Here is a 21850-nt window from a genome sequence, read left to right on the forward strand (position 1 = left end):
GCCGAACCGCGGTCGACGGTGTTGTCGTCAGCACGCAGGCTGCGGTCCGCGCCCGAATCGGGCACCTGCTTGACGAGTACGACGATGTTCATCGCGCTTCGACGACCCTCCTGTTGGTGTTGCGATCGCTCGCCCGGTCTGGGGCGCAGCCTCGCGCGTCCGTTGACGCCGGTCAACCGCGCGGTGCTGTGCAGTTGCCCACGGCGCAATGTTACCTGCCAGTAGCATCCGCCTCCGGCAACCTCAGGGTGACACAGCTCACGAACGGCCCTGCGGGCGGGTAATCTGACGAATCGGGAGGTGTCACGAAATGTCAGAAAAGGCCAGCGAAGGTCGTCCCGACGCCCCGCGGCACCGCTGCCGCCGAACGCGGCCCGAGGCGTACCGGTGCGCCTGCGGCCGGCTCCGCGACCGCTGCGTCCGGGCCACCGTCCGGGCGCTCTGGTCGCCGACCCGGCTCACGCCGGCTGATCGAGCGCGTCCCGGATCCGCTCGATGACCGCCGCCTCGGCCGGGGCCACCCCCCGGTGCGCGGCGGCCACCCGCTCGGCAGCGGACAGCACGACCTCGCGGTAGCCCGCCACGTCCCCGGGCGACTTCTCCCGCAGGATCCGCACGGAACTGCCCAGCGCCGGCAGCACCACCGCCTCGATCTCCAGCGCCGAGTCCCGGGGCAACTTCGGCAGCGGACCGCTGGTCAGCGCCTCCTTCACCACCCCGCTGCTGTCGGCCATCGCACCGGAGGCGGCGAAGCTCTCCCGGAACAGGGCGAGCATCCCCGGATCCGCGTTGGCCACCAGGAACACCGCCCCGAACGCGCCCGTCTTGAGGGTCAGCCGTTCCTCGGCCGTCAACCGCTGCTCCATGATCACGGAGTGTAGACGTACGGGGTGGTGGTCGTGACCGGGACGAGACCGAGCCGCTCCAGGATCGGCCGGCTGTCGTCGGACGCGTCCACCTGCAACAACGTCCGGCCGCGCTGGGCCGCCAGCCGGGCCCGATGGCCGACCAGCGCGCGGTAGATGCCCCGGCGGCGCCACGGCGCCAGCGTCGAACCGCCCCACAGCGTGGCGAACCCCGTCCCCGGCACGTACCGCACCCAACCCGCGCTCACCACCTCGTCGCCCGCCTCGGCCACCACCACGGTGATCGACTGCGGGTCGGCGGCGATCTCCTTCTCCAGGGCGATCGCCAGGTGACTGCGGTCGGAGTTCCAGACCGTCTCCTCCATCGCCACGATCCGGTCCAGGTCCGCCCGGGCGGTCACCTCGCGCAGGCGTACGCCCTCGGGGACGACCGGAAGCGCGGCGGCGAGCGGCGCGACCAGCCCGATCACCACGGTCTCCCGCTCCTCCGGCACGAATCCCGCCGCGCGCAGCCGGTCCGGCAGGTCCGCCGGCTCGTCGTGGCCGTGCAGCTTCCACTCGACCGACTCGCCGCGCGCCCGGAAGATCTCCACCTGCCGGGCGATCAGCGCGTCCAGCGCCGCGCCACTGAGCCCGCCGAGGTCGCGGTAGGTGAGGAAACCGCCGTGGTCGAGGCCGAGGATGCGGATCAGCGGGCCGTCCCGTTCCACCGCCACCCCGGCCGGCAACGGGTCGGGCACCAGCGCCCGCAACTGGTCGTCGTAGGTCTTCCGCAGCGTCGTCACGTCAAGATCCGTCACCGCACCAGGCTACGACCGGACGGAAACGGATAATAGCCACGTGTGGCAGGCGATCAGGCGATGGTTCGACCCGCGCGAACTGCGCGCGGTCGGCAGCACCCCCGACTACCGGTTCTCGCTGGCCAACGAGCGGACCTTCCTGGCCTGGCTGCGTACCGGGCTGGCGCTGGTCGCGGGTGGGCTGGCCGCCGCGCAGTTCCTGCCGCCGCTGCCGCTGGCGCACCTGCGCGAGGCGATCGCCGTCGCACTGCTGCTGCTGGGCGGCACGGTCGCCGTGCGGGCGGTCGACCACTGGGCGCGTACGGAGCGGGCCATCCGGCTCGGCGAGGAACTGCCCGCCTCGCGCTTCCCGGCGGTGCTCGCCCTCGCCGTCGGCCTCGGCGCGCTGCTGCTGGTCGCGGCCGTACTGGCCCGGGCGGTCGGCGGCCCGTGAGCCACCAGACGGAGCCGCCACGGCGGGACCGGCCAACGCGCGACCCCGGGCTGCAACCCGAGCGGACCCGGCTGGCCTGGCGGCGTACGGCGCTGGCGCTGACCGTGATCATGGTGCTGACCGTGCGGCTCGCGCTCACCGGCCCGGCCGCCGACGGGACGCTCGGCGCGCTGGTCGCCGGGGTCGCCGTGCTGGGCTGGGGCGCGGCGCTGGCGGTCTGCTGGCGGCGGGCCACCGGCACCGGTCCGTTCCCCGGCTACGGGCGGTCGCTGCCCCTCGTCGCCCTCGCCACGGCCGGCTTCGCGCTGCTCGGCACCCTCCTGGCGGCGAGCGGCCTGGGTTGACGGGGCCCGGTGCGCCATGATTGACGCATGGCCCGGTTCTACGTCCTCCTCTTCGTCGTGCAGATCGTCCTCGCCGTCTGCGCGCTGATCAGCTGCCTCTCCGCCGAGGAGGGCGAGATCAAAGCCCTGCCCCGGATCGCCTGGGTGCTGATCATCCTGTTCTTCCCGCTGCTCGGCTCCCTCGCCTGGTTCGCCGCCGGGCGCGAGCGCGTCCCCGGGCAGCTCGCCGGCGGAACGCCGAAGGGCCGGCTCCTACCGCCCCGGGAGCGGCCCCGCCCGGTCGCCCCCGACGACGACCCCGAGTTCCTCCGCTCGCTCGGCGAGCGTTCCCGGCGCGAGGACGGCGAGCTGTTCCGCCGCTGGGAGGAGGACCTGCGCCGCCGCGAGGACGAGATGCGCCGCCGCGACGGCGAGCCGCCGCGCGAGGAGGACCGGCCCGAGGGGTCCACGCCCGCGTCCTGAGCCCCGCCGTCGCCGGCCTCCCGGCGACGGCAGCGGGCCCGGCTCAGGCCAGGTTCGACGAGCGGGGGTACGCGTCGGCCGGGTCGGTGAGCACGTTGACCAGGTACGGCACGCCGGCGTCGAACGCCCGCCGCAGCGCCGGGCCGAGGTCGCCCGCCTTCGCCACCGTCTCGCCGGCCCCGCCGAGGGCACTCACGACGTGGTCGTAGCGCAGCTCCGGCTGGAGGTCGGCGGCGACGTCGTAGCCGTACATGGCGCGCATCGGGTGCTTCTCCAGCCCCCAGATGCCGTTGTTGCCGACCACGATCACCACCGGCAGCTTCTGCCGGGCGAGGGACTCCACGTCCATCAGCGAGAAGCCGGCCGCGCCGTCGCCCATGAGGACACAGATCTGCCGGTCGGGGTGGCTGACCCGGGCGCCCATCGCGTAGCCCATGCCGGTGCCCAGGCAGCCGTACGGGCCGGGGTCGAGCCACGTGCCGGGCTGCGCGGGCTCCAGGTAGCGGCCGGCGTACGAGACGAAGTCGCCGCCGTCGCCGATGGTGATGGCGTCGCGGGCCAGCACCTTGCGCAGCTCGCCGTAGACCCGGGCGGGCCGGATCGGGTCCGTCTCGGCGGACATCTCCTCGGCGTCGCGGGCCTTCGCGGCGTCCTCGGCGGTACGCAGCTCGGCGATCCAGTCGGCGTGGTCGGCCCGGTCGCCCGGGTGGTCGGCCAGGGCGGTGAGGATCAGCCGGAGGTCGCCGGCGGGGGCGGCGGCCGGCTGCACGTGCGCGGCCCGCTGGCTGGGCGCGTCGACGATGTGCACCACCTGGGCGTCGCCGAAGTCGCCGAAGCTGAGCCGGAAGTCGAGGGGGGTGCCGATCACCACGACCACGTCGGCGCCCCGCAGCGCCACGCGACGGGCCTTGGCGAAGGCGAGCGGGTGCTCCGGCGGCAGCGCGCCCCGACCCATCCCGTTGGTGAAGACCGGCACCTGGAGCGACTCGGCGGCGGCCCGCAGGGCGTCGACCGCGTCCCCGGCATAGACGTCGGAGCCGGCGATGATCACCGGGCGGCTCGCGGCGGCGACCAGGCCGGCCGCCTTCGCCACCTCGTCGGGGTCGGGCTCGACCGGCGCGATGCCCGGCAGCGCGGGCAGCTCGGCGTCGGAGACCGAGAAGACCGCCTCGAGGGGGAAGTCGAGGAAGACCGGGCCCCGGTGCGGGGTGAGCGCGGCGGTCAGCGCCGCGGTCACCGCGCGCGGGATGTCGTCAGGGCTGAACACCGTCTCGGCGTGCTTGGTGACGGGGGCGACCAGCGGCAGGTGGTCCATCTCCTGGAGGCTGCCCGAGCCCCAGCGGAACTGCGGGGCCCGGCCGCCCAGCACCAGCACCGGGGAGGCGTTGAAGTACGCGCTCGTCAGCCCCGAGATGCCGTTGGTGACGCCGGGGCCGGCGGTGAGCACGGCGAGGCCGGGTCGGCGCTGGAGCTTCGCCACCGCCTCGGCGGCGAAGACCGCCGACTGCTCGTGCCGTACGTCGTAGAGGGGGAAGCCGGTCTTGTGCGCGGCGTCGTAGAGCGGAAAGACGTGCCCGCCGGAGAGGGTGAACATCTCCCGCACCCCGTACGCACGCAGCGCCGCGAGTGCGAGCTCCCCGCCGTGACCTTCGATCCGCTCCGTCATCGCCGCTCTTCCCTTCGTCCGCATGGCCGGAGTCACACGCTACTCACCGGTAGGCGGAATGTGAACAGTTCTCGACTCGATGCCTGGGCCGGCGGGTCACCCCGCCGGCCCGGGGCCGGTCAACGACCGGTGAAGTCCGGCTTGCGCTTCGCCACGAACGCCGCCATGCCCTCTCGCCGGTCGTCGGTGGCGAACAGCGCCGCGAAGAGCTGGCTCTCCCAGGCCAGGCCGGAGTTCAGGTCCATGTCCAGACCGGCGTCGACGGCGAGCTTGGCGGCGCGCAGGGCCTGCACCGGGCCGGTGAGGTACGGGCGGACCAGCTCGACCGCGGTGTCGTAGACCTCGGCCGCCGGCGCGACCCGGTCGGCCAGGCCGATCCGCAGGGCCTCCTGGGCGTCGACCATCCGGCCGGACATGATCAGGTCCTTGGCACGGGCCGGGCCGACCAGGCGGGCCAGCCGCTGGGTGCCGCCCGCGCCGGGGATGATGCCGAGCTTGATCTCCGGCTGCCCGAGCTTGGCGTCCTCGGCCACCACCCGCCAGTCGCATGCCAACGCCAGCTCGCAGCCGCCGCCGAGGGCGTAGCCGGTGATCGCGGCGACGACCGGCTTGGGGATCCGGGAGATCGCGCCGAGCGCGCTGGACAGGCCGGCCGCCCGGTCCGCCATGTCCACGTAGGACATGTCGGCCATCTCCTTGATGTCCGCGCCGGCCGCGAAGACCTTCTCCCCGCCGTACACGATGACGGCACGGACGCCCGGGTCGGTGGTGGCCGCCGCGGCGGCGGCGCGCAACTCCTCCTGCACCTGGGTGTTGAGGGCGTTCATCGGCGGCCGCTCCAGCCGGATGGTGCCGATGCCGTCCTTGGTCTCCAACCGCACGAACTCGCCCACGCTGGCCCTCACTTCCTCGTCGAAGTCGCGTGCCAACCTTACGGCCCGGATCGTTGGGGTAAGTACTGTGGTCTCAGGCCCGCCACCGGGAGTACCGCCATGATCACGTACTACGACGACAGGTCCGTGCAGGTCACCTCGACCGCCGTCCGGGTGGACGGCCGGACCTTCCGGCTGGCCGACATCAGCATGGTCTGGCACCAACGCGGCAGCCGGTCCTGGCGGGTGCTCGTCGGACGCGGCGCGATCGGCGCGGCGCTCGCCGGCCCCCTGGTCGCCGCCGCCCTCGGCATCGCGCTGGCGCTCTGGCTGGACCGCTCCCTCACCGTCACCATCGCCATCGTCGGCACCTCGGTGCTGATCGGGCTCGCGGTCGGCCCGGTCGCCGACTTCCTCTTCGAGCACCTCGACCGCTCGTACGCCCGGGGCAGCCGGCAGCTGGAGATCTGGGCCCGCTGGCGCGGCCAGCCGGTGCGTCTGCTGTGCACCGGCGACGCGCTGCGCTTCGGCCAGATCTACCGGGCGGTGCAGCGGGCCGTCGAGGCGGGCCAGCCCGTGTCGCCCCGCCGCCGCTAGAACCTGATCGGCCCGTCCGGCAGCATGCCCAGGCCGCGCAGCAGTCCGAACAGGTCCTGCTCGCCCCAGAACTGCACGATCCGGCCACCGGCCAGCCGGTACATCTTGCAGGCGCTCTGCACCGCCGTCGCGTCGGTCGCGTCCCGCCGGTAGGTCTGTGCCAGCGACACCACCACGCGGTCGCCAGCCGCGAAGATCTCGACGATCTCCTGATCGAGCACCGTCAGCCCCGGGGAGGTGACGGCCCCCTCGACGTGCTGCCGCCCCCGGACCGGCGTGCCGGAACCGTAGATCAGCACGTCCTCGTCGACCACCGCGCGCAACTCCGCCAGGTCCTTCGTGACGAAGGTCCGCAGGTAGCGGCGGACCACCTCGACGTTGCGCTCCTGCTCCGTCATGACCGGTCACGGTACCGCCCCGGGCCGTCCTTGGCGGCCCGGGCCGCCAGGGACGTCCGGGCCGCCAGGGACGACGCGCTGGCGACGCGGGCCTTGAGGCCCCTCGTCGGGCAAGATGGCCTGCCGCCCGCGCTGTCGAGCTGCCCCGCCCGACGGGGCAGGCGCGCCAGTCGGCCCCCGGCTCGCACGCCCCGGGCGGTCCCATGAACGGGGCAGCTCGACAGCTGCCCGGCCGGGGCCGGCTCCGGGGACCAACTCCGGGGTCGCTCGGACACCCTTGCGGTGACGTTCCAACGCCTTGCGGTTGGCGCCGGTCCGGAGAACGGATCGAGGCGGATCCAGGCGCACCCGTCGCCCGGCAGCGGCGGATGCGCCTCGCGCGTCCTTTCGAGCTGATGACGTGAACGACTCAGCCGGTCCGGCATCGGGACGAGCGCCAGCGACCCAGAGGGCGATGTCATAGACGATTCAGCTCCATAGGGCCGACGCGACACCATCTCCGCCCGACATGACCCCGCCGGGCACCACCTCCGCCCGGCGCGACCCGCCCGACGCCACCTCCGCCGGAGCGGGCGGCGCGAGCGGCGCGACCCGCCCCGCAGTGGTTAGGCTTAGTGATGACCATCTATTACCGGGACGACGCGGTGCAGGTGACGTCGGAGTCGATCCGGGCCGGGGGCCACGCCGTGGCGATCGCCGACGTGACGTACGTCTGGCATGCGCAGGGGCCGAAGACGCTGGCGGTACGGGGGCGGGTGCTGGGGCGCGGCGTCCTGGTCCTGCTCCTCTCGCTGCCTCCCCTGGTCGCGGTGGTCTGCGTGCTCTCGCTGGCCTGGTCGGCGCAGGACCGGGGCGAGTGGCAGCTGGCGCTGATCATTCTTGCCGCGTGCGTGGTCGGCGCGCTGGCCCTCGCCCCCTTCCTGGAGATCCCGCTCGGCTGGCTCGACCGCTCCTATGAGCGGGGCAGCAAGGTGCACGAGCTCTGGGTCCAGCACCACGGCCGGGAGGTGCTGCTGCTGCGCACCCCGGACGCGCTGCGGTTCGGGCAGATCTACCGGGCGGTGCAGCGCGCGGTCGAGCAGTACACCGACTCCTGACCCCGCTCCCGCCGCCCTGTCCGGCGGTGCGGGCGCGGGCGACGCACACTTGGTGCCATGGTGATTCCCCTCCCCCGGCCCGCCGCGGTCGTCGGTCTGACCCGCTCCGCCCTCGACCAGGCCCTCGGCTCGGCGGCCTCGTTCGCCGCCGTGCCGGCCCGCGCGTTCGCCGTGCTGGACTCGGTGGAGGCCCTGCTGAAGCGGGTCGACGGCGTGGTGGACCGCATCGACGGTGTGGTGGACCGGATCGAGCAGACCCTCGACCGCACCGACCGGGTGCTCACCGACGCCGAGGGCGCGGTACGGGAGGTGGCCGTCATCAGCGCCGCCGCGACCACCGCGATCGAGACGGCCACCGAGGTGGCGGCCGCCGCGGCCGTCGTGGTCGGCGAGGCGGAGAAGGTGTCCCGTACGGCCGGCGCGGTGGTCGCCGAGGCCGACGCGGTGGCCGTACGGGCCGCCGGCACCGTGGGCACCGCAGCGGAGGCGGCGGCCACCGCCGCGGAGCTGCTGACGGCGTACGAGCCGGCGCTGCGCCGGGGCGCTCCGATGGCGAACCGCTTCGTCGAGCAGCTCAGCCACGAGGAGGTGAACGCCGCGATCCGGCTCGTCGACGAGCTGCCGAAGCTCAAGCAGCACCTGACCGCGGACATCCTGCCGATCCTGGCCACCCTGGACCGGGTCGGCCCGGACCTGCACGACCTGCTCGACGTCACCCGCGACCTGAAGCTCGCCGTCGCCGGCATCCCCGGGCTGGGCATGCTCCGCCGCCGGGGCGAGAAGCTCACCGACGACGCCGAGGCGTGACCGCCGCGCACCGTCGCGGATCGTCGCGCTGATCCTGTCGGACGGACTCCCCGGGTGGTGGGTCGACCGGATCAGGCGGGGACGTACAGCTCGTCGATCTCGGCCCGGGTGGGCAGCGCGACGGAGGCGCCGAGTCGGCGGGCGCAGGCCGCCCCGGCCGCCGCCGCCCAGCGCACCGCGTCGACCACGTCCCGGCCCTCGCCCCAGGCCACGGCGAGCGCGGCGGTGAAGGCGTCCCCGGCGGCCGTGGAGTCCACCACGTCGACCTTGACCGCCGGCACGTGCACGGCGGTGCCGTCCCGGTCCCCGTACCAGGCGCCCTCCGCGCCGAGGGTGAGCACCGCCCGGGGCGCCAGGTCGAGCAGGGCCGACGGCTCGTCCCGGCCGCGCCCGGTGAGCGCCTGTGCCTCGGTCTCGTTGACCACCAGCAGGTCGGTCGCCGCCAGCAGCTCCGGCGGCACCGGCACGGCCGGGGCGGCGTTGAGCACCACCCGGGTGCCGGCCGCCCGGGCGACGACGGCCGCCTCGGTCACCGTCGCGACCGGGATCTCCAGCTGCGCGAGCAGCACGTCCGCCCCGCGTACGGCGGTCAGCTCGGGCTCGGTCAGGCCGGTCATCGAGGCGTTGGCCCCCGGGCTGACCAGGATCGCGTTCTCGCCCTCGGCGTTGACCATCACCAGCGCCACGCCCGACGTGCCATACGTCGTGCGGAGCTGCCCGGTGTCGACCCCGGCGGCGGTGATCCGCGCCCGCAGGGTGACGCCGAACGAGTCGGAGCCGATCGCCCCGAGGAACGCGCAGGAGGCGCCGGCCCGGGCGGCGGCGACGGCCTGGTTGGCGCCCTTGCCGCCGGGCACCATGACGAAGTCGGTGCCGAGCAGGGTCTCCCCCGGCCGGGGCAGGGCGGAGGCGGTGCCCACCAGGTCCATGTTGGCGCTGCCCACCACGACGACCCGGGTCTGCCGCATCGCCACCTCCTCGCCGCCGGGTTGCGCTGCGGCGAAGTCTAGGACCCCGGCCGGTGGCTGTCGTCCGGGCCGGGGCGTCGGTCAGGCGGCGCGGGCGGTGAACCGGTCGCCGGAGCGCTCGACCACCAGCGGCAGCCCGAAGGTCTTGGAGAGGTTGTCCCCGGTCAGCGTGTCGTCGAGGAGCCCCTGCGCCACCACGCCGCCCTCGCGCAGCAGCAGCGCGTGGGTGAAGCCGGGCGGGATCTCCTCCACGTGGTGGGTCACCAGCACCAGCGCCGGGGCGTCCGGGTCGTACGCCAGCTCGGCCAGCCGGGCGACCAGGTCCTCGCGCCCGCCCAGGTCGAGCCCGGCGGCGGGCTCGTCGAGCAGCAGCAGCTCCGGGTCCGTCATCAGCGCGCGGGCGATCTGCACCCGCTTGCGCTCCCCCTCGGAGAGGGTGCCGTAGGCGCGTTCGGCGAGGCCGCCGATGCCGAGCTGACCCAGCAGGGCGCGGGCCCGGGCCTCGTCGCTGCTGTCGTAGCTCTCCCGCCAGCGACCGAGCACCGACCAGGCGGCCGTGACGACGACGTCGCTGACCCGCTCCTCGGCGGGCACCCGCTCGGCGAGGGCGGCGGTGGAGAGCCCGATGCGGGTCCGCAGCTCGTTGACGTCGGTGCGGCCGATCCGCTCGCCGAGCACGTGGGCGGTGCCGGTGGTCGGGTGCAGCCGCCCGGCGGCGAGGTTGAGCAGGGTCGTCTTTCCCGCGCCGTTCGGCCCGAGCACAACCCAGCGCTCGTCCAACTCGACCCGCCAGTCGACGTCGTGCAGCAGTGCCGTGCCAGCCCGGCGTACGCCGACGCCGTCGAGGCTGACCACCAGATCCTCGTCCCCAGTCACCCGACCATCCAACCACGCAACGCGGGGCGCCCCCCACGGGCGGCGCCCCGGCCATAGGGTGGGGCGCCGTGTCGTTGGTCACCACAAGCGGAGGACGGTCCATGCCCGGTCGGAGCAGGGAGCCGCGCGGATGAGCGCGGTCATCGAGATCGAGGGGCTGCGCAAGACCTTCCACAGCGTGCGGCAGGGCCGCCGGGTGGCGGTGGACGGCTTCGACCTGCTGGTGGAGGCCGGCCAGATCCACGGTTTCCTCGGCCCCAACGGGTCGGGCAAGACCACCACGCTGCGCGCCCTGCTCGGGCTGGTGCGGGCCGACGCGGGTCGGATGACGGTGCTGGGCGTCTCCTCGCCGGACGGGCTGCCCCTGGTGGCCGGGCGGGTCGGCGCGATCGTGGAGAGCCCGCAGTTCTTCGGCAACTTCACCGGCCACCGCACCCTGCGCCTGCTCGCCCGGGCCGGCGGCGTGCCGGTCGCCCGGGTCGACGAGGTGCTGGAGCAGGTGGGCCTGCGGGACCGGGGCGACGAACGGGTCAAGGGCTACTCGCTGGGCATGAAGCAGCGGCTGGCGGTGGCGTCCGCCCTGCTCAAGGACCCGGAGCTGCTGATCCTGGACGAGCCGGCGAACGGCCTGGACCCGGCCGGCATCCGGGAGATGCGGGACCTGATGCGCTCGCTGGCGGAGGCGGGCGTGACCGTACTGGTCTCCAGCCACATCCTGGCCGAGATCCAGCTGATCTGCGACCACGTGACGATCATCTCGCGGGGCCGGCGGGTGGCCGCCGGGCGCGTCGACGAGGTGCTGGCCGGCTTCGACCGGCACGAGCTGCTGGTGCGGGTGGACGATCCGCAGCGGGCCGTGGAGCTGCTGACGGCCGCCGGGCTAACGGCGACCGGGCACGACGACCACCTGGTGGTGGCCGACGTGGACGACGCCACCGAGGTCAGCCGCACCCTCGGCGAGGCGGGCCTCTGGGTGCGCGAGCTGACCCCGCTGCGGCCCGACCTGGAGAGCGCCTTCCTCGAACTGACCGGCCCGGCGACGCACCCGACGCTGCCCCGGCAGGTGGACGACTCGGTGCTGCCCGACGGCGGGCCCTCCGAACCGGTGATCGACCTCGACGAGCGGGGAGTGGACGCGTGAACCTGGTCCGTGCCGAGCTGGAGCGTCTCGGCGCCCGGCGCTTCGTGCAGCTCATGCTCGTCCTGCTGGTGCTCGCGTTCGGCGTCACGGCGGCGACCACCCTGGCGAGCTCCCACCGGCCCACCGCCCAGGAGGTCTTCGACGCCCAGCAGTCCGCCGCCGCGGCGCGCAGCGAGCTGGAGCGCACCCACCAGCTCTGCCTGGACCGGCAGCGCGGCGTCGTGCAGGCGGACGACGTGCAGGAGTACGTCCCCGACGACTGCAGCGAGGTCGACCCGGCTCTGGCGGAGCGGGCGCCCGTGGCGTCCGACTACCTCGCCGGGGTGTTCACCTTCGCCGAGGAGGCCAAGCCGCTGCTCTACTTCCTCATCGCCTTCCTCGCGCTCTTCGGCTTCCTGGTCGGCGCCTCCTACATCGGCGCCGACCTGAACTCCGGTGGCGTGGTCAACCTGCTGCTCTGGCGTCCCCGGCGGATGACCGTGCTCGGCACCAAGCTGGGCACGCTGCTCGGCGGGACGGCGCTGCTGTCCGTGCTGGCCTCGGCGGCGTACCTCGGGACGTTCTGGCTGATCGCGCAGGTCGCCGGGCGGCCGGGGCGGCTCGACGGGGAGTTCTGGGGCTCGCTGGGCGCGAACTGGGGGCGCGGCATGCTGCTGGTGCTGCTGCTCACCGTGGTCGGGTTCGCCGTCGCCACCCTGGGCCGGCACACCTCGGCGGCGCTCGGCGCGATCGCCGGCTACCTGGTGGTGTGGGAGCTGGGCGCCCGGCTGGTGATGGAGATCCTGGAGGTCGTCAAGGTGGACCGGTACATGCTCTCCAGCTACGCCGCCGCCCTGCTCAACGGCCGGGTCGAGTTCTGGGACTACCGGGCGTGCGACAACGGGGTCTCCAACTCCTGCAACGGCCTCTACGTGGTGACCTGGCAGCCGGCGCTGGTGTTGCTGCTCGGGCTGACCGGCGCGCTGGTCGCCGCCGCCTTTGTGGCGTTCCGCCGCCGCGACCTGATGTGACGCCCGGCCGCCGTCGACGGTGCGGGCGCGAGCGCGGCAGGACCTTGCAGCATCCCGGCCCGCGATGAAATATTCCTTCACATGACGCCGGGCCGCCGCCGACCTCGCCGCCCCTGGTCGGCGGGGTCCGGCGCGCGCTCCGCGCCGGCGGGCGGCCGGCCCCGGTCAGCCGACGGTCGAGCCGAAGACCTCGTCGCGGACGGCGTCCAGCGCGGTACGCAGCGCACCCCGCAGGATCGGCTCCTCGGTCAGCCCGGTCGGCACGACCCGGGGACGGACCAGCGTGATCGCCGCGACCTCGTGCTGCACGCGCTCGGCCAGCGCCGCCCCGCCGGCCTGGCCGACCTCGCCGGCGAGCACCACCAGCGGCGGGTCCAGCACCACGCAGGTGCTCGCCACGCCCAGCGCCAGCCGGCGGGCCACCTCGTCGAGCATGGGACCGCCCGCCGTGCCGTCGGCCACCGCCGCCCGTACCGCCACCGCGCCGCTGTCGTCCGGGTAGCCGTGCGCGCGGGCCAGGTCGCGGACCGCGTCCGCGCCGATCAGCTGCTGGAACGCCGGCTTCGCCCGGCGGGACACGTCACGCGGGATGGGCGCCCCGGGCACCGGCAGGTAGCCGATCTCGCCGGCGGCGCCGCTGCTGCCGTGGTGCAGCCGGCCGCCCAGCACGATCGCCAGGCCGACGCCGGCGCCGACCCAGACCAGCACGAAGTCCGTCAGTCCCTGGGCCGCGCCCGACTGCGCCTCGGCGACGGCGGCCAGGTTCACGTCGTTCTCGAAGACCACCTGGGTGTGCAGGTCGTCCCGGAGCGCGGCCAGCAGACCGGTGTGCCAACGGGGCAGGTTGAAGGCGAACGTGATGTCGCCCGTCCCCGGGTCGACGAGGCCCGGGGTGCCCAGCACGATCCGCCGTACGCTCGCCAGCTGCGCCCCGGCGCTGCTCGCGGCCTGGACGACCGCGTTGTGCACCACCCCGACGGGGTCGTCGGTGTCGCGGACCGACTGCTCGACGCGGCCGATCACCGCCCCGGTGATGTCCGCGCAGGCGGCCACCACCCGGTCGGCGCCCACGTCCACCCCGACCACGTGCGCGCTGCCGGGCCGCACGGCGTAGAGCTGGGCGTTGGGCCCCCGCCCGCCGGCCTGCTCGCCGACCCGCGTGACGAGGCCCCGCTCCTCCAGCCGCTCGACGAGCTGGGACGCGGTGACCTTGGACAACCCGGTCAGCTCGCCGAGCCGGGCCCGGGTCAGCGGCCCCCGCTCCAGCAGCAGCTCCAACGCCGCGCGGTCGTTCAGCGCCCGCAACAGGCGGGGGGTGCCGGGCAGCCGGGTCGCACTCATGCCACGTCCTCTAGTTTTGGTAAACCTTGCTAACTGTAAACCGACCTGCGAGCGGGTAGCCGACAGCGTATCGGCCGCCCGGGAGCGGGGTGGTCGGCCGACCCGGTACGTCACCGACCCCCGCCGGTACGACTTCCGTGCCGCGGGGACGAAAGGGGAAGATCACGTGGGGCTGGATCCAGGACTGCGCCGGCTCGCGCTCGGCACGCTGCTCGCCGCGTACCCGGGGCCGGTTCCCCCGGGCTGGGCGGTCGACCTGGTCGCCGAGGGGCTCGCGGGGCACACCCTGTTCGGCACCAACGTCCACGACCCGGGGCAGGTGGCGGCGAGCACCGCCGCCCTGCGGGCCGGCCGCCCGGACGTGCTGATCGCGATCGACGAGGAGGGCGGCGATGTCACCCGGCTGGCGCACGCCACCGGCAGCCCGTACCCGGGCAACGCGGCGCTCGGCGCGATCGACGAGGTGGCGCTGACCCGCCGCGTCTACGAGGCCATCGGCGCGGAGCTGGCCGCCCTCGGCGTCACCGTCAACCTCGCGCCGACCGTGGACGTGAACACCGCCGACGAGAACCCGGTGATCGGCACCCGCTCGTTCGGCGCCGACCCGGCCCGGGTCGCCGCGCACTCCGCCGCCGCCGTCACCGGCCTCCAGGCCGCCGGGGTCGCCGCCTGCGCCAAGCACTTCCCGGGCCACGGCGCGACGGTCGCCGACTCCCACCACGAGCTGCCCACCGTGGACGTGCCGCTCGACGTGCTGCGCCGGCGCGACCTGCCGCCGTTCGCCGCTGTCGTCGAGGCCGGCGCGCGGGCCGTCATGACCGCGCACATCCGGGTGCCGGCGCTGACCGGCGACGGCCCCGCCACGTTCAGCCGGGCGGTCCTGGTCGACCTGCTCCGCGGCGAGTACGGCTTCACCGGCACCGTCATCACCGACGCGCTGGAGATGAAGGGCGCCGCGGTGGCCGCCGGCGGGGTCGGCCCGGCCGCCGTCCGGGCCCTGGCCGCCGGTGCCGACCTGCTGTGCATCGGCGCCCAGGTCGACGCCGAGCTGGTCGAGCGGGTGGTCGCGGAGATCGTCGGCGCGCTCGGCGACGGCCGCCTGGACCGCTCGCGGGTGGAGGAGGCGGCCGGCCGCGCCGCCGCGCTCGCCGCCTGGACCCGGACCGCCGGCACGACGCCGGCCGCCCCCGACGGACTCGGGTACGCCGCGGCGCGGCGCGCCGTGCGGGTGGAGGGGGAGCTGACCGGCCTGGACCGCCCGCTGATCGTCCAGTTGCACGCCGCGTCGACCATCGCCGAGGGGCGGGTGCCGTGGGGCCTCGGCCCGCACCTGGACGGCACGGAGGAGCTGCGGGTGGTCGCCACCGAGACCGGGCCGGCCGCCCTGCGCCAGCTCGCCGGGGACCGGCCGATCGTGCTGGTCGGCCGCCATCTGCACCGGCTGCCGGGCGGCGCGGACCTGGTGACCGCGCTGGCCGCCGAGCACCCGGTGACCGTGGTCGAGATGGGCTGGCCCTCCCGGTGGCGTCCGGCCGGCGTACGGGCGTTCGTCACCACGTACGGCGCGAGCCACGCCTGCGGCCGCGCGGCCGCCGAGGTGCTCGGCCTGACCGGCTGACGCGGGCACCGGGGGTACGCGCCGGCAGGTGGCGGTCACTCACGGGCGGGCCCGGCCGCTTCGACCGGGCCCGGCCGGGGTATGCGACAGCATGACCGCCACCGACCCATGGCACCGGGCCCTGGCCGACCTCGTGTCCCGGTCCCACCGGCTGCCCCCGGACGAGCTCGCCGCCACGGTCGACGCCGCGCTCGGGCCGTTGGGCGTGACGGCGACCGTGTACCTGGTCGACGCCGAGCAGCACGGCCTGCGCCCGCTGCCCGGGACGAGGCGGGCGGCGCCGGAGGTGCTGCCGATCGACACCAGCCTCGCGGGGCGGGCCTTCACCCAGGTCGAGGTGCACGCGGGGCAGGGGCCACCGCCCCGGCTGTGGGTCCCGATCGTCAACGGCACCGACCGGCTGGGACTGCTGGAGGTGTTTCCGCCGGCCGACGCCGACCTCGCCGACGGGGCGCTACGGGACGGCTGCCGGCTCGTCTCCGGGCTCGTCGGCCACCTGGTCACCAGCAAGAGGGACTACGGGGACGCCCTGCACCGGGTGCGGCGCAGCCGGCCGATGGGGGTCTCCGCCGAGCTGCTCTGGAACCTGCTCCCGCCGCTGACCTTCGCCACCTCGGAGGCGGTGGTCAGCGCCCTGCTCGAGCCCTGCTACGAGGTCGGTGGGGACGCCTTCGACTACGCGGTGCACGGCGGAACCCTGACGCTGGCGATCCTCGACGGGGTCGGGCACGGCCTGCCGGCGGTGCTCACCACCTCGGTGGCGCTGGCGGCGCTGCGGGCGGCCCGGCGTACCGGCTCCGACCTGCCCGGCCTGGTCCGGGCGGTGGACGCCGCGATCGCCGGCCAGTGGGACGACGCGCGGTTCGTCACCGCCGTGCTCGCCGAGTTCGACACCGGCTCCGGAACGCTGCGGTACGTCAACGCGGGACACCCGCCGCCGGTGCTGCTGCGCCGGGGACGGGCCGTGCAGGGGCTGACCGGGGGCCGCCGGCTCCCGCTCGGCCTGCCCGACGGCCGCGTCGAGGTGGCGCGGACCCGGTTGGAGCCCGGTGACCGGCTGCTGCTGTACACGGACGGAGTCACCGAGGCGCGCGACGCGGCGGGCGAGATGTTCGGGCTCTCCCGCCTGGCGGATCTCGCCGAGCGGCACATCGGTTCCGGTCGCCCGGCGGCGGAGACGCTGCGCCGCCTCAGTCACGCGGTGACGGAACACCAGGGCGGGACGCACCAGGACGACGCGACCCTGCTACTGGTCGAGTGGTCCGCCGCCGCGGCGGCGAACTCGGAGCCCTGAGTCAGTCCAGCCCGCGCCATCCCCGCGCGACGGATTCGTCGGCGTCGGAGTCGACGAGCCCGAGCAGGGTGCCGACCCCGGTGATCCGAAGGACCCGCGCCACGCCCGGCTGCGGGCCGGTCACCCGCATCGTCACGTCGCGCTCGCGGCCCACGGAGACGCCGTGCACCAGGACGCGTACGCCGCTGGAGTCCAGGAACCGCAGGTCGGCCAGGTCGACGACGACCTCCCGGACGCCGGGTCGGCGCAGCGCCTCGGTGAGCGTCGCCTCGAACTCGCCAGCGGTGGCCATGTCGATCTCACCGGCCGGGCGTAGGACCACCTGGCCCGGCTCCGCGTTCCGCTCACCCCGGTCCATGGCCGCCTCACCGTCGAAGGTCGCGCCGGCACCGGCGCGACTCGACCTTACCGACCCCCGCCCGACCGGACCACGCCGACGGTCACGACGCCCCTCTTGAACGTGTTCAAGAAGTCGCCTACGCTGAGGCGACAACATTTGAACACGTTCAAGAGGGGCGTCGGCGATGGATACAAAGGTCTGGATGTACCTGGTCTACCTGGCGATCAGCATCGGGCTGACCGTCTGGGTGGCCCGGGCGCTGTCGCGCAACGGGCTGGTCTTCCTGGAGGAGGTCTTCGCCGACGAACGGCTGGCCAAGGCCGTCAACAGCCTGCTCGTCGTCGGCTTCTACCTGCTCAACCTCGGCTACGTCACGGTGGCCATGAAGCACCCCGACCCGGTCGGGTCCACCGCCCAGGCCATGGAGGAGCTGTCCCTCAAGATCGGCCTGGTGCTGCTGGTGCTCGGCGCGCTGCACTTCTTCAACGTCTTCGCGCTCGGCCGGTACCGCCGTGGTCGGCTGCGCCAGTTCGCCACCCATCCGCCGCTCGCCCCGGTCGGCCGACTGCCGATGCCGCCCGCGCCCCGCGGCCCGCACCCGGCTGGCCCGCACCCGGCTGGCCCGCACCCGGCCGCCCCGCACCCCGCCGGCCCGCACCCCGCCGCCCCGCACCCCGCCGGCCCGCACCCCGCCGGTGCTCACCCTGCCGGCCCGCACCCCGCCGGTGCTCACCCTGCCGGCCCGCACCCCGCTGGCGCCCAGCCCGCCGGCGCTCAGCCCGCCGGCCCGCGCCCTACCGGCCCGCACCCCGCCGGCCCGGGGGCGGAGACCGGGCCGGCCGGCAGCCCGCCCGTCCGATGACCGTCAGGCCCCTCGGGTCGGGCGGACTCCCGGACGCCACCGCGCACGGGGGCGGTGGCGTCCGGGGGTTCACCGTCCTCTACGACGCGCACTGCCCACTCTGCCGGTCCGCCCGGCGCTGGCTGGCGTCCCGCGCCCAGCTCGTACCCCTGGAGTTCGTGCCCGCCGGCTCGGCCGAGGCCCGGCGGCGCTTCCCCGGCCTGGACCACGACGCCACGCTGCGCGACCTGACCGTGGTCGCGGACACCGGCGAGGTGTACGCCGGGGACGGCGCCTGGTTCGCCTGCCTCTGGGCCCTGGCCGACCACCGGGGCGCCGCCGAGCGGCTGGCCCGACCGCACCTGCTCCCCCTGGCCCGGCGGGTGGTCGCCGCCGCCGCCTCGGTCCGCGAACGCGTTCGCGACCCGTGGGCGGAGCCGGGCGACGACCTGGCGGGATACGGTGACCCCGATGACCGAGCAGACTGCGCCGACGACCGCTGCGGGTGAGCCGGCGACCGCGCGCGGCGAGCAGACCCGGCAGCTCATCCTGGACACCGCGATGCGGCTGTTCCGCGAGCGCGGGTACGCCCGGACCACCATGCGCGCCATCGCCCAGGAGGCCGGGGTGGCGGTGGGCAACGCCTACTACTACTTCGGCTCCAAGGAACACCTGATCCAGGAGTTCTACGCCCGTTCCCAGGTGGAGCACCGGGCGGCGGCCGGGCCGGTGCTCGCCCGGGAACCCGACCTCGCCGCCCGGCTGGCGGGGGTGATGCACGCCGGGATCGACGTGCTCACCCCGTCGCACTCCTTCGCCGCCAGCTTCTTCAAGACGGCGGCGGAGCCGACCTCCCCGCTGAGCCCCTTCTCGGCGGAGTCATCCGGCCCGCGCGAGGCGGCGATCGGTCTCTTCGCCGAGGCGCTGGAGGGCTCCACCGCCCGGGTCGACCCGGAGTTGCGCCCGCACCTGCCGGAGCTGCTCTGGTTGGGGTACATGGGGGTGGTGCTCTACTGGGTCTACGACCGCTCGCCCGGCCAGACCCGCACCCGGCAGCTCATCGACGGTGCGGTGCCGTTGGTCGACCGGCTGGTGGGGCTGTCCCGGTTGCGCGTGCTGCGCCCGGTGACCCGGCAGGTGCTCGACCTCATTCGTACGCTGCGTCACTGACCCTTACGACGCCATCCCCCGAGTAGCCGCAGGTCAAGTCCGTTATTCGACACCCGGATCGCACCTACGGCATCTTGCCTTCACCCCCACAGTTACGTAGCGTGATCGGTGCGCACGTCACCTGCGGGACCCTGGGGGAGACTGCGGACCGTGGATCCGGCCCGGGATCCACGGTCCGCGCCCCGCCGTGAGGGGGCACGCGGTCAGAGTGGGTCCGGGCGCGCTCGGGGCGGGTAGACGACGAACGAGCGCCAGCCCCGGTCGGGGAAGCCGGCGGCGGTCGCCACCCGGGCGGAGGCGGTGTTGGCGGGGTCGTGCAGGTACGTCGGGACGGCCCCCTCGTCGAGCACCCGGCGCGCCGCCTGGGCGACCAGCCGCCGGGCCAGCCCCCGCCCCCGGGCCGCCGGCACGGTGCCGACGGCGAGTTCGTGGCCGTACGCGTCGTGCCGCTTGATCCCGACCCCGGCCAGATAGCGCCCCCGGGCGTCGCGCACCACCAGCACCGGCCGGTCGAACAGGCGCAGCCAGGACGGCAGCCCGGCGGCGCCCGGAGGTGTCCACTCCCCCACGTCCGGCAGCGGGGCCGGCGCCACGCTCCACCGGAACACGTCGTCGTGCACCGCCCAGCCGGGTCGTCCGGCCGCGGCGGGCAGCGCCGGAAGCGGCGGCCCGCCCGGCAGCCGGGCCAGCTCGCGGACCGCCGCGACCCGGTCGGGAGCCACGGAGAGCACGGTGCTCGCGCCGGCGGTCACCGCGACGGCGGGCCGGAGCCGGCCGTCCCAGGCCGGTCGGGCCCGCCGGTGCGAGCCGACCACGTGCAGCCCGGGCCCCGCCGGCCACTGGCCGAGCCAGCTCGCCAGGTGCAGGTGCAGCCGCCGGTCGAGCATCGCCGCCCACCTCCCCGCAGCCGTCGTGGTCATTCGGCGTCCGGGCCGCCGACGCCCGGCCCGCCTCGCCGACGATCACCGTACGCGGGCACGGCGGCACCACGTCACGGAACCCGTCACGGGGCGGGCCCACCCGGCGTCCCGTGACCCGGCGGGCCCGGCGCCGTGGCACGCGGGCCGGCGTCGAGGGTTGGGCGGCGCGGCGGGCGGGTAGACGTACAGGTACGTCGATGACCGCAGGTTCGTGGGACGGCGGCCGATCACGGGAACCAGACGCATCGACCGTCCGTCATATTCATTTTCATACATGGACAACTTTGTTTGGGACGGTATGGTCATGCCGAATCAGCCGAACGACCGGTACCACCAGGCCCCCGAGCGACTCTGGCGGGCCACCGAGGCCACCGGGCGGTTCCCGGCCCAGTCGGCGTACCGGGGTCACCGCGCCGGGGCCGAGGCGCTGCCGTGGAGCGAGGTGGACAAGCAGCCGGCCGGCGCCGCCTCGCGCGGCGGCCTGAACACCCGCTGACCGTCCCGCGTGGCGGGGGGTGGCTGCGCGACACACCCGGACGGTCCACCGGCGGCTTTCGCACACCTGTCGGGTAATTTCTTCTGGTCCGGCATCCCGGCCTACGACAGGAGAAGCTCCGCGCATGGGCAAGAAGACGATCCACGTCTCCGACTTCAGCGGCACGGTCATCCAGCCCGACGACGAGGTGGTCCGCGTCGTCGTCCTGGAGCACCCTGACCTGGTCGCGGGGCCCGTGCGGCTGGACGCCACCCCGGTCGAGGTGGAGGGCATCGACGACGCCGCGCTGGACGTCGCGGTGGTCGAGATCCACGACCGGCACGGCGACGGCGAGCCGCGCCGGGTGGTGCTCACCGCGAGCGAGTTCGACGCGATGGCGACCGACGTGCCGATGGCGCAGCTGTTGAAGACGGCCGAGCGGGTCCGCCCGCCGAAGGCCCGCAAGGGCGCGGAACGGGTCGACTACGGCACGATCGAGCACGCCGGCCGGCCGCACCGGGGCCGGGTCACCGAGGAGGAGGCCCGGTTGGTGCGCGAGCGGCTCGACGAGGTCAACAAGCGGCTCGCCGACGCCGGGATCCGTCAGGTCGACCCGACGGATCCCGAGCACGCCGCCCGCTACGGCTTCCCCGCCGCGCCCTGAGCCGGGTCAGCCCTGCTCCTGGACGGCCCGCAACGCCGCCGCCACCGAGGCCTCGACCGCGGCCTTGGTCACGCCGAGCCCGCTGAGGGCGCCGGCACCGTTCTCGTGCTCCAGGAGCGCGAGCAGGATGTGCTCGGTGCCGATGTAGTTGTGCCCCAGCCGCAGGGCCTCCCGGAAGGTCAGCTCCAGCGCCTTCTTGCCCTGGGCGTCGTACGGGATCAGGTCGGGCACCTCGCCGGACGAGGGCGGCAGCGCGGCCGTCGCGGCCTCGCGCACCCGCTCCAGCGACACTCCCTGGGCGACGATCGCCTTCGCGGCCAGCGCCTCCGGCTCGCTGAGCAGCCCCAGCACCAGGTGCTCGGGGCGGGTCTCGGCGTGGCCGGTGGCGCGGGCCTCGTTCTGCGCGGCCATCACCACGTTGCGGGCCCGGGGGGTGAACCGGGCGAAGCCCTGCTGCGGGTCCAGCGGCGTCTCGTCCGCTTTCGGCACGAAGCGCTTCTGTGCCGCCTGCTTGCTGACGCCCATGCTGCGGCCGATGTCGGTCCAGGACGCGCCCGAGCGGCGGGCCTGGTCGACGAAGTGGCCGATCAGGTGGTCGGCGACGTCGCCGAGGTGGTCGGCCGCGATGACCGCGTCGGTGAGCTGGTCGAGCGCATCGGTGTGCGCCTTCTTGATCGCCTGGATCAGGTCGTCCAGGCGTACCGGGTTGTTCATCTGCACTGGTTCCGTCATGCGTCAACCATAGGTTGACGACGGTCGACCGTCAACCTGAAGTTGACGGCAATCGTCCGTGGCGCACCCCGGGCCCGCGACCCCGTCGAATCACGGTGCGTGACGGATCGTAGGAAAG

The 21850-nt window shown here is 74.8% G+C and carries 26 protein-coding genes and 1 pseudogene; 15 read left to right on the forward strand and 12 right to left on the reverse strand.

Going from position 1 to position 21850, the window contains the following annotated elements; translation table 11 throughout:
- From ABZ573_RS31010 to ABZ573_RS31020, 3 genes and pseudogenes are all read right to left on the reverse strand, one after another.
- Window positions 1-92: pseudogene (locus ABZ573_RS31010) on the reverse strand (electron transfer flavoprotein subunit beta); the annotation flags it as partial.
- Window positions 93-458: 366 nt separating this feature from the next.
- Complete coding sequence (locus ABZ573_RS31015) at window positions 459-872, reverse strand: hypothetical protein (RefSeq protein ID WP_192581460.1); 414 nt, start codon at window positions 870-872, stop codon at window positions 459-461.
- Window positions 869-1666, reverse strand: coding sequence for a GNAT family N-acetyltransferase (locus ABZ573_RS31020; protein ID WP_358122604.1), 798 nt, complete (start codon window positions 1664-1666; stop codon window positions 869-871). Before ABZ573_RS31020 ends, ABZ573_RS31015 begins: the two co-directional genes overlap by 4 nt.
- A gap of 40 nt (window positions 1667-1706) precedes the next feature.
- Here ABZ573_RS31020 and ABZ573_RS31025 point away from each other — a divergent pair, with 40 nt between their 5' ends.
- From ABZ573_RS31025 to ABZ573_RS31035, 3 genes are read left to right on the forward strand one after another with little or no spacing between them, the layout of a single operon-like run.
- The gene (locus ABZ573_RS31025) at window positions 1707-2099 is read left to right on the forward strand and encodes a DUF202 domain-containing protein (RefSeq protein ID WP_151455619.1); all 393 of its coding nucleotides are present in this window, start codon (window positions 1707-1709) and stop codon (window positions 2097-2099) included.
- Entirely contained in the window at window positions 2096-2443 is a 348-nt protein-coding gene (locus ABZ573_RS31030) for a DUF202 domain-containing protein (RefSeq protein WP_358122606.1), read from the forward strand. The genes ABZ573_RS31025 and ABZ573_RS31030 overlap by 4 nt, the downstream gene beginning before the upstream one ends.
- 27 nt (window positions 2444-2470) lie before the next feature.
- Window positions 2471-2905, forward strand: coding sequence for a PLD nuclease N-terminal domain-containing protein (locus ABZ573_RS31035; RefSeq protein ID WP_327030710.1), 435 nt, complete (start codon window positions 2471-2473; stop codon window positions 2903-2905).
- A 43-nt stretch (window positions 2906-2948) separates the two neighbouring features.
- Here the strand turns inward: ABZ573_RS31035 and ABZ573_RS31040 are convergent, their stop codons facing one another.
- Window positions 2949-4571 (reverse strand): acetolactate synthase, encoded by a 1623-nt coding sequence (locus ABZ573_RS31040; protein WP_327030709.1) that lies wholly within the window; start codon window positions 4569-4571, stop codon window positions 2949-2951.
- A 119-nt stretch (window positions 4572-4690) separates the two neighbouring features.
- Window positions 4691-5464: an enoyl-CoA hydratase-related protein gene (locus ABZ573_RS31045; protein ID WP_151455622.1), complete on the reverse strand. Its 774-nt coding sequence runs from the start codon at window positions 5462-5464 to the stop codon at window positions 4691-4693.
- A 99-nt stretch (window positions 5465-5563) separates the two neighbouring features.
- Between ABZ573_RS31045 and ABZ573_RS31050 the strand changes: the two genes are divergently transcribed.
- Window positions 5564-6040, forward strand: coding sequence for a DUF6232 family protein (locus ABZ573_RS31050; protein ID WP_151455623.1), 477 nt, complete (start codon window positions 5564-5566; stop codon window positions 6038-6040).
- Here the strand turns inward: ABZ573_RS31050 and ABZ573_RS31055 are convergent.
- Window positions 6037-6438 carry a nuclear transport factor 2 family protein gene (locus tag ABZ573_RS31055; protein WP_358122609.1) on the reverse strand — a complete coding sequence of 134 codons (402 nt, stop codon included), beginning with the start codon at window positions 6436-6438 and terminating at the stop codon, window positions 6037-6039. The two genes, ABZ573_RS31050 and ABZ573_RS31055, sit on opposite strands and share 4 nt — an antisense overlap.
- 617 nt (window positions 6439-7055) lie before the next feature.
- Between ABZ573_RS31055 and ABZ573_RS31060 the strand changes: the two genes are divergently transcribed.
- Together ABZ573_RS31060 and ABZ573_RS31065 are read left to right on the forward strand one after the other, a co-directional pair.
- Complete coding sequence (locus ABZ573_RS31060; RefSeq protein ID WP_132240829.1) at window positions 7056-7535, forward strand: DUF6232 family protein; 480 nt, start codon at window positions 7056-7058, stop codon at window positions 7533-7535.
- A gap of 57 nt (window positions 7536-7592) precedes the next feature.
- Window positions 7593-8342 (forward strand): hypothetical protein, encoded by a 750-nt coding sequence (locus tag ABZ573_RS31065; RefSeq protein ID WP_132240830.1) that lies wholly within the window; start codon window positions 7593-7595, stop codon window positions 8340-8342.
- Window positions 8343-8413: 71 nt separating this feature from the next.
- Here ABZ573_RS31065 and ABZ573_RS31070 read toward each other — a convergent pair whose 3' ends face one another.
- Window positions 8414-9310 (reverse strand): ribokinase, encoded by an 897-nt coding sequence (locus tag ABZ573_RS31070; protein WP_151455624.1) that lies wholly within the window; start codon window positions 9308-9310, stop codon window positions 8414-8416.
- A gap of 81 nt (window positions 9311-9391) precedes the next feature.
- Window positions 9392-10186, reverse strand: coding sequence for an ABC transporter ATP-binding protein (locus ABZ573_RS31075; RefSeq protein WP_327030706.1), 795 nt, complete (start codon window positions 10184-10186; stop codon window positions 9392-9394).
- Window positions 10187-10316: 130 nt separating this feature from the next.
- Between ABZ573_RS31075 and ABZ573_RS31080 the strand changes: the two genes are divergently transcribed.
- Window positions 10317-11327: an ATP-binding cassette domain-containing protein gene (locus ABZ573_RS31080; protein ID WP_358122612.1), complete on the forward strand. Its 1011-nt coding sequence runs from the start codon at window positions 10317-10319 to the stop codon at window positions 11325-11327.
- On the forward strand, window positions 11324-12337 hold the full coding sequence (locus ABZ573_RS31085; protein ID WP_151455627.1) for an ABC transporter permease subunit: 1014 nt from the start codon (window positions 11324-11326) through the stop codon (window positions 12335-12337). Before ABZ573_RS31080 ends, ABZ573_RS31085 begins: the two co-directional genes overlap by 4 nt.
- Before the next feature lie 165 nt (window positions 12338-12502).
- On the opposite strand, the gene ABZ573_RS31090 is transcribed toward ABZ573_RS31085, so the two are convergent.
- A complete protein-coding gene (locus ABZ573_RS31090; protein WP_358122615.1) occupies window positions 12503-13678 on the reverse strand; it encodes an ROK family transcriptional regulator in 1176 nt (391 codons plus the stop codon).
- 166 nt (window positions 13679-13844) lie between these two features.
- Here ABZ573_RS31090 and ABZ573_RS31095 point away from each other — a divergent pair, with 166 nt between their 5' ends.
- Entirely contained in the window at window positions 13845-15296 is a 1452-nt protein-coding gene (locus ABZ573_RS31095) for a glycoside hydrolase family 3 N-terminal domain-containing protein (RefSeq protein WP_151455629.1), read from the forward strand.
- A gap of 91 nt (window positions 15297-15387) precedes the next feature.
- On the forward strand, window positions 15388-16590 hold the full coding sequence (locus ABZ573_RS31100) for a PP2C family protein-serine/threonine phosphatase (protein ID WP_327030704.1): 1203 nt from the start codon (window positions 15388-15390) through the stop codon (window positions 16588-16590).
- Window position 16591: 1 nt separating this feature from the next.
- Here the strand turns inward: ABZ573_RS31100 and ABZ573_RS31105 are convergent, their stop codons facing one another.
- Window positions 16592-16948: an STAS domain-containing protein gene (locus ABZ573_RS31105; protein WP_327030703.1), complete on the reverse strand. Its 357-nt coding sequence runs from the start codon at window positions 16946-16948 to the stop codon at window positions 16592-16594.
- A gap of 166 nt (window positions 16949-17114) precedes the next feature.
- On the opposite strand from ABZ573_RS31105, the gene ABZ573_RS31110 reads away from it, so the two are divergent.
- From ABZ573_RS31110 to ABZ573_RS31120, 3 genes are read left to right on the forward strand one after another with little or no spacing between them, the layout of a single operon-like run.
- On the forward strand, window positions 17115-17792 hold the full coding sequence (locus ABZ573_RS31110; protein WP_358122618.1) for a hypothetical protein: 678 nt from the start codon (window positions 17115-17117) through the stop codon (window positions 17790-17792).
- The gene (locus ABZ573_RS31115) at window positions 17789-18280 is read left to right on the forward strand and encodes a DCC1-like thiol-disulfide oxidoreductase family protein (RefSeq protein ID WP_151455660.1); all 492 of its coding nucleotides are present in this window, start codon (window positions 17789-17791) and stop codon (window positions 18278-18280) included. The genes ABZ573_RS31110 and ABZ573_RS31115 overlap by 4 nt, the downstream gene beginning before the upstream one ends.
- On the forward strand, window positions 18243-18941 hold the full coding sequence (locus ABZ573_RS31120) for a TetR family transcriptional regulator (protein ID WP_132240842.1): 699 nt from the start codon (window positions 18243-18245) through the stop codon (window positions 18939-18941). Before ABZ573_RS31115 ends, ABZ573_RS31120 begins: the two co-directional genes overlap by 38 nt.
- Window positions 18942-19144: 203 nt before the next feature.
- Here ABZ573_RS31120 and ABZ573_RS31125 read toward each other — a convergent pair whose 3' ends face one another.
- Window positions 19145-19828 carry a GNAT family N-acetyltransferase gene (locus ABZ573_RS31125; RefSeq protein ID WP_327031158.1) on the reverse strand — a complete coding sequence of 228 codons (684 nt, stop codon included), beginning with the start codon at window positions 19826-19828 and terminating at the stop codon, window positions 19145-19147.
- A gap of 337 nt (window positions 19829-20165) precedes the next feature.
- On the opposite strand from ABZ573_RS31125, the gene ABZ573_RS31130 reads away from it, so the two are divergent.
- Window positions 20166-20357: a DNA repair protein gene (locus tag ABZ573_RS31130; protein ID WP_151455661.1), complete on the forward strand. Its 192-nt coding sequence runs from the start codon at window positions 20166-20168 to the stop codon at window positions 20355-20357.
- 124 nt (window positions 20358-20481) lie between these two features.
- A complete protein-coding gene (locus ABZ573_RS31135) occupies window positions 20482-21000 on the forward strand; it encodes a hypothetical protein (protein WP_132240844.1) in 519 nt (172 codons plus the stop codon).
- Window positions 21001-21006: 6 nt separating this feature from the next.
- Here ABZ573_RS31135 and ABZ573_RS31140 read toward each other — a convergent pair whose 3' ends face one another.
- A complete protein-coding gene (locus ABZ573_RS31140) occupies window positions 21007-21732 on the reverse strand; it encodes a Clp protease N-terminal domain-containing protein (RefSeq protein WP_151455662.1) in 726 nt (241 codons plus the stop codon).
- Window positions 21733-21850 lie beyond the last annotated feature (118 nt).

The sequence above is a fragment of the Micromonospora sp. NPDC007220 genome (assembly GCF_040634035.1).
GTDB lineage: Bacteria > Actinomycetota > Actinomycetes > Mycobacteriales > Micromonosporaceae > Micromonospora > Micromonospora reichwaldensis.